This window comes from Nocardia africana NBRC 100379 (assembly GCF_001612635.1).
GTDB lineage: Bacteria > Actinomycetota > Actinomycetes > Mycobacteriales > Mycobacteriaceae > Nocardia > Nocardia africana.
Genome location: NZ_BDAV01000075.1, coordinates 1 through 1,406, shown reverse-complemented (window position 1 = coordinate 1,406; position 1,406 = coordinate 1). Strand labels below are relative to the sequence as shown.

The window sequence follows — 1,406 nt, the reverse complement described above, 5'->3', positions numbered from 1 at the left end:
CCCAGTTGCTTCCTGCGCTTTTCGATGAACGCGCCGACGTTCCTTAACCTTGCCGGTATTGTCATGGGCTTCCCTCCCCACCGATCGTGTGGCGCCACCGGGCACAAGTTGTCCCCGCTGCAACCGTTGACCCCCTGCACTGTGCACACAATGCTAGAGCTAGATCGCAAGCGCATACAGGCCGCAACCACACAATCGGGTGTGACTCCGGTCATGAATACACAGGGGTATATGCGTTTTCGGCTGCCACACCGTCGAGGCATGCCGTCGTGCAACGAATTTGGTTCGAAAGCGCCCATGGCGCAATGCGGGAGGGAATTTAATGATGAGTCCACAGCGCCGGGAGTTGTTGTCCTCCGACCTCGACCGAGGCTACCGGGTCGCGTCGCAGGTCAGCGACGCCGCGAACCTCATCCAGACCTACGCCGACACCGCCGACGACCTCGAATTGGCGGAATTCGTCCGGCAATTCGCCGTGCAGCTGCGCACCGAATGCATGCTCCGCGATCGCGCCGAATTACTCGCCGCCAAGAAACCGCCCATGTCATGGGCAGAATTCAGCGCTCGCCATCGCACCGACACCAATGAGCGGCGTTGAAACACCAGTGATCGGTCACGGTGGAATGCGCGCGGACTCTATGACTATTCATATTTCAGATCCGGTCGAGATGGTGTCGGGGAGAGACGGAGACAGGCGGGTGAACCGAGTACGCGGCCACACAGACGGCACACACCCACCCAGACGCACCCGACGCGCCCGCGCCGCCGCGCGAGTGGAGATGCCGAACCTGCACACCTGGTTGGAACAACTGCGCCAGGAGCGGGGCTGGTCACGCGAGATCGCCGCCGCTCGCGCCCGAATCAGCACGGCCTACCTTTTCAAAATCGAGCACGGCCTGTCCGTTCCCACCATCGACACCCTGGCCAGGATCGTACGCGGATACGAGCTCGATCCCGCCCAACGCCGCCACACCTACGACTTGTGGAACCCGCCCCTGCGGCTTCCGGCCGACGACGAACTACGGCACCAGATCGCGACACCCGAAGTCAACGCCCACCTCGCACATCTGGATGCCGCGCGCATCATCTGCGCCTACACCACTCCCCTGTCGACCGTGCTCACCGCCAGCGACCGGCTGTACGACGCACTGCCCGGACTTCGTCAGGCCGGCAACAACATCGCGCTGTGGTTCTTCCAGCCCGCAGCGCGAGAACTGGTCGTCGACTGGGACGACGAAGCACCTCACGTCGTCGCCGCGCTTCGCGCAGCCATAGGCCCCTACCGACTCAGCCACCATGCTCTGGCGCTGCTGCGCACGCTGGCTGCCAACCCCCGGTTCGCCGCGCTCTGGACGACACACCCCGCCACAGTCAGCTATGGCCGCCCGGCCGGTAAGCCGGTCCTG

The 1,406-nt window shown here is 63.9% G+C and carries 2 protein-coding genes; both read left to right on the top strand.

Annotated features, from left to right (window positions below):
* The first annotated feature begins 322 nt into the window (after positions 1-322).
* Positions 323-598, top strand: a complete 276-nt coding sequence (locus NA3_RS35290) for a hypothetical protein (protein ID WP_062969256.1) — start codon at positions 323-325, stop codon at positions 596-598.
* A gap of 181 nt (positions 599-779) precedes the next feature.
* Positions 780-1,406: helix-turn-helix domain-containing protein (locus NA3_RS35285; RefSeq protein WP_167355104.1), on the top strand; the 627-nt coding region annotated here is incomplete at its 3' end.